Genomic DNA, 4357 nt, shown 5'->3' with positions numbered 1-4357 from the left:
TCGTCGCTCTTCGCGGGCGATTCCGACCTCGCCTGGTTCGTCCTCTTCCGCGGCGGCGACGCCGGCTTCTACGGCCGCGTCAACGGCCTCGCCTTCGTGCGTGCGGTGCGCGGCCCGGTGCGCGCGGCCAGTCAGTAATTTGCCTTTCTGATCTTCGCCGGAGGCGCCATGCCCTTTGAACTCCCGCCCATCGTGAAACAGGCCGAGCGGTTGCTGGTGGATATCGAGGAAGCCGTCCGCCGCTTCCCGCGCTACCACAAGTACACGCACGGCGCGGAGTTGCGGACGGCCGCCATGCGCGTTACCCGCCTCACGCATCGCGCCTGGCGGGATCGGCGCCAGCAGGCGCACTGGCTGGACGAGCTGGTATGGGCGATCGACGAACTCAAGATCACCATGCAGCTCGGCCAGCGCGTGCGCGCCTACAGCAGCCTCCGGCAGTTCGAGCACATCGCCCGCCAGGCACGCCAGCTCGGCAAGCAGGCGGGCGGCTGGCGCAAGCAGCAGCACCCCAAGGGCCAGAATCCAGCGCCGCCCGCGGCGTCGGAGTGCGCCCAGACACTGAGTACCCGCACCGCCTCCGCGCAGGAGGCCACGCCATGACGAAGCCGCGCTACCCACAGGGCTGCCCGGCCGGGTCCCAAGCGTGCGGGGATGCGTCGTCGTCGCTCTTCGCGGGCGATTCCGACAACGCCTGGATCGTCAACTTCCACAACGGCAACGCCAACATCTACAACCGCGACAACGACAACGCCTTCGTGCGTGCGGTGCGCGGCCCGGTGCGCGCGGCCAGTGAGTGTCAGGGTGCCGTCAGCTTCGCCGGCCTTTACCGCGCCTGGCAGGCCGCACGGCGGCACAAGCGGCCCAGCCGCAACCAGCTCGCCTTCGAGGCCGACTGGGCAGACAACCTGCTGGCGCTGGAAGCCCGCATCACTGCCGGCACCTGGTCGCCCGCACCCAGCACCTGCTTCATCGCCAGCCGCAACAAGGCGCGCGAGATCCACGCGCCGGACTTCGGCGACCGCGTCGTGCACCACTGGCTGGTTCCCCAGCTGGAGCGCATCTTCGAGCCCGGCTTCATCCACGACAGCTACAGCAACCGCCCCGGCAAGGGCACACACGCCGCCGTCACCCGCCTGCAGCGCTTCGTGCGCCAGGTCCACAGCGGCCAGCGCGGCGGCTGGTACCTGCAGCTGGACGTCGCCAACTTCTTCAACGCCATCCACCGGCCCACCCTATGGCGAATCCTCAAGCGACGCATGGCCGCCCACGGCCTGCCGGACGCCACGCAGCGCGTCGCCCACGCCCTGCTACGCCGGTCGCCCACCGCCCAGGGCGTGCACTACCGCGCCACTCGCCAGGAGCGCGCCCTCGTGCCGCCGCACAAGCGCCTGCACAACGCCGGCCGCGGCCGCGGCCTGCCCATCGGCAACCTCTCCAGCCAGTTCTTCGCCAACGTCTACCTCGACCGGCTGGACCAGTTCGTCAAACACCAGCTGTGCGCCAAGCGCTACATCCGCTACGTCGACGACTTCGTGCTCGCCCACCACGACCGCGCCCAGCTCGAGCAATGGCAGCACGCCATCGAGCGCTTCCTGCACACCGAGCTGCGGCTGCGCCTGAAGCCCGAGGTCAAGCTGCAGCCGCTGAGCACCGGCATCGACTTCCTCGGCTACATCGTCCACCCCACGCACACCCGCGTCCGGCGCCGCGTCATCAGCCACGCCCGCGAAGCCCTGCACCGCATAGAGCGCGACCACCTGCGCGGCAACCGCCTGCTGCTCACCCCCGAACAGCTCCGCCGCGCCGTGTCCACCTGGCACAGCTACCGCGCCCACTTCCGGCACGCCAACGCCCGCGCACTCGTTGACGGCTTCCACCGCCACCACCCCTGGCTGCACGCCATCACCGCGCGGCGCCGCCTCGACTACCAGCTCGAAGGGCGGCGCATTGCCATTCCTGTATCGGAGCATCGCCCATGACCACCGCCCCCGAAATCCTCCAGGCCGGCATCGACGCCATGGCCGACCGCGCCGCCACCCGCGACACCGACGCCGAGCGCTCCATGGCCCGCGCCGTGGCCACCTACAACGCCCTCACCGGATCTCACCTCACCGAGGTCGACGGCTGGCAGTTCATGGTGTGCCTGAAGATGGCCCGCAGCCGCGGCGGCGGACACAACCCGGACGACTACATCGACGGCGCCGCCTACGCCGCGCTAGCGGGTGAGGCCGCGCATTCCGCGAGCTTGGGGCCCTACGCCGTTTTGGCGCGGGAGTATGAACGCAGAGAACAGGCGCGGGATACGGTTGTGCCTGCCGAGGTGAATCGGCGGCTCAACGCACTCGAAGCTGTCGCGCACAAGCCGGTGCCGGTGATCGAGGCGAATGAATTGGAGGCACGGCTGAACTCGATCGAAGCGGCGATCGGGGCAGCGAGGCGCGGCAGGGCGGGTGAATCGTGAGCTACATGCACCCCAACACCGAGCGCTACCCGGTGACCCCGTTCGCCCACGCCGGCGACCTGTACTGGTGCCAGCTGGTCGAGCACAACACCGGCGACCTGCGCATCGGCCCGCTCGGCGAGGACCGGCCGGCCGACGACGCCGACGGCCTGCGCCACGCCGCGCTGCGCGCGCAGCTGGAAGCCGGACAGACGCGGGAGACATGACCATGCCCCAGCAGACGAGCCCCATGGACCGCCTGGTCCACGCCCTCGCCCAGCGCGCCGCGCGGGATTATCTGCGCGACCAGGCCCAGCAACGGCGGGAAGAATCCGGCGACCGCACGAATCGGGCTACGTTGCCTGATCGGCGCAACGCGGCCTAATCTCCGCCCGATGCGCATAGCCGCCTACGCCCGCTACAGCAGCGACCAGCAGCGCGAGTCCTCTATCGAGGACCAGCTGCGCAACGTCGCCGCGCACTGCGAGCGCATGGGCTGGGCGGAGCCGATGGTCTACACCGACAGCGCCATAAGCGGCGCCCGCAAAGACCGCCCCGGATACACGCAGCTGCTGGCGGACGCCGGCCGCTTCGACGTGCTGGTGGTGGACGACCTCAGCCGCCTCAGCCGCGACAGCGCAGAGCTGACCATGGCCATGCGCCGGCTGCGCTTCGGCGGCGTGCGTGTCGTCGGCGTGTCGGACGGCGTCGACACCGAGCGCAAGTCGCACAAAGCCGAGGTCGGCCTGCGCGGCCTGATGGGCGAGATGTACCTCGACGACCTCGCCGAGAAAACGCACCGCGGCCTGTCCGGCCGCGCCCTCGCCGGCGCCAGCGCCGGCGGCCTGCCCTATGGCTACACCGTCACCAGCACCGGCGAGCGCGCCATCCACCCGGAGCAGGCCCAGGTCGTGCGCCGCATATTCGCCGACTACCTCGCCGGCAACAGCCCCCGAGCGATCGCCGCCGCCCTGAACGCGGAAGGCGTCCCGACCGGCCGGCGCGGCAAATGGAGCAACACCACAATCTACGGCGACCGGCGGCGCGGCATCGGCATCCTCGTCAATCCCATGTACGCCGGCCGCCTCGTCTGGAACCGCAGCCAGTGGATCAAGCACCCCGAAACCGGACGGAGGGTTCGGCGCGAGCGGCCCGAGAGCGAGTGGATCATCCACGAGCGCCCCGAGCTGGCCATCATCGACCGCGAAACCTGGGACGCCGTCCAGGCCCGCATGCGCGGCGCCGGCCGCGCCACCCAGGCCAAGGGTAACGGCGGCAAGGGCAGACCGAACAAGCACCTGCTCAGCGGCCTCATGCGCTGCGGCAACTGCGGCGGCCCTATGGTCATCATCGACCGCTACCGCTACGGCTGCACCCACGCGAAAGAGCGCGGCACCTGCGCTGCCCCGGTCCGCGTCGCCAAGCGCGCCGTCGAGGACGCCGTGCTGCAAGGCGTGCGCGAGGACCTGCTCACCGAGGAACGCTTCCAGCAGTTCGCAGACGCCGCGCGCCAGGCCATCGGCCAGCAGGCGCCCGACCTCACCGCGCTCGAGCGCGCAATGCACGACGCCGAGCGCGAGCGCGACAACATCATGACCGCCATCCGCCAGGGCATCATCACCAGCACCACCCGCAGCGAAATGCTGGCGGCCGAGGATCGCGTCGAGCAGGCCAAGCAAACCCTCGCAGAAGCCCAGGCCTACCAACCCGCCCAGCTACTCCCCCGCGCCCGCGAAGTCTGGCGCCGACTGACGGCCGAGCTGTCGGACGTCAGCCGCGACGAACACGCAGCCAGAGAAGCCCTGCAAGAGCTGCTGGGCGAAATCACTCTCAGGGACGAAAACGGCGAGCTGCACGCAGAACTGGGCGCTCAAGCCGGTCAGATAAATGTGGTAGCGGGGGCAGGATTCGAAC

The 4357-nt window shown here is 70.1% G+C and carries 5 protein-coding genes; all 5 read left to right on the top strand.

The window, feature by feature from the left end; genetic code table 11:
* Positions 1–168 precede the first annotated feature (168 nt).
* On the top strand, positions 169–603 hold the full coding sequence (locus KAH28_RS11080) for a four helix bundle protein (RefSeq protein WP_290576588.1): 435 nt from the start codon (positions 169–171) through the stop codon (positions 601–603).
* Positions 600–1982, top strand: coding sequence for a reverse transcriptase domain-containing protein (locus tag KAH28_RS11075; RefSeq protein WP_290576586.1), 1383 nt, complete (start codon positions 600–602; stop codon positions 1980–1982). Before KAH28_RS11080 ends, KAH28_RS11075 begins: the two co-directional genes overlap by 4 nt.
* Positions 1979–2464, top strand: a complete 486-nt coding sequence (locus KAH28_RS11070; protein ID WP_290576585.1) for a DUF6378 domain-containing protein — start codon at positions 1979–1981, stop codon at positions 2462–2464. Before KAH28_RS11075 ends, KAH28_RS11070 begins: the two co-directional genes overlap by 4 nt.
* On the top strand, positions 2461–2670 hold the full coding sequence (locus KAH28_RS11065) for a hypothetical protein (RefSeq protein ID WP_290576584.1): 210 nt from the start codon (positions 2461–2463) through the stop codon (positions 2668–2670). The genes KAH28_RS11070 and KAH28_RS11065 overlap by 4 nt, the downstream gene beginning before the upstream one ends.
* A 168-nt stretch (positions 2671–2838) precedes the next feature.
* Positions 2839–4357: recombinase family protein (locus tag KAH28_RS11060; RefSeq protein ID WP_290576583.1), on the top strand; the 1519-nt coding region annotated here is incomplete at its 3' end.

The sequence above is a fragment of the Algiphilus sp. genome (assembly GCF_023145115.1).
GTDB lineage: Bacteria > Pseudomonadota > Gammaproteobacteria > Nevskiales > Nevskiaceae > Algiphilus.
This window is presented reverse-complemented; position numbering and strand designations above follow the sequence as displayed.